This is a genomic window from Protofrankia sp. CiP1_Cm_nod2 (assembly GCF_920664355.1).
Taxonomy (GTDB): domain Bacteria; phylum Actinomycetota; class Actinomycetes; order Frankiales; family Frankiaceae; genus Protofrankia.
Window position 1 is genome coordinate 1 of record NZ_CAKKTL010000298.1, and the last position, 437, is coordinate 437.

1 protein-coding gene is annotated in these 437 nt (G+C 71.4%); it reads right to left on the minus strand.

The features are described from left to right. The coding region (locus NBW84_RS22035) for an ATP-binding protein (RefSeq protein WP_250287046.1) at nucleotides 1-437 on the minus strand (437 nt) is incomplete at both ends.

Genomic DNA, 437 nt, shown 5'->3' on the forward strand with positions numbered 1-437 from the left:
CGGTTGCTGTATCCGTCGCGGAGCTGGCTGAGGACGCTGAGCAGGCTCTGCCCCTGGAGCGCGTCGATCTCGTCGAAGAACAGCACCAGGGGACGGGGACAGGCAAGCGCCCAGGCGGTCAGCGCGGCTACCAGCAGGCTCGCGTCAGTCACATCCGGCCACGGCGGCGGGCGAAGATCGGCCGGGAGGGTGGCCTCCGCGGCGTCCCGGATCCGCTCGAGGATCCCCCGGGCCGCGGCGCCGTAGTCGTCGCCGGTGGCCCGTCCGATCTCGCAGGAGAACCGCACCGCCGCGTACCGGCCTTCGGTGGTCAGTTCCCGGGCAAGTGCCTGCAGAGTGGTTGTCTTCCCGGTCTGCCGGGGGGCGTGGACGACGAAATAGCCCCTCTGCTCGATGAGGCCGGGTGCCTCGGGCAGCCGCGGCAGGGCTGGGATCAT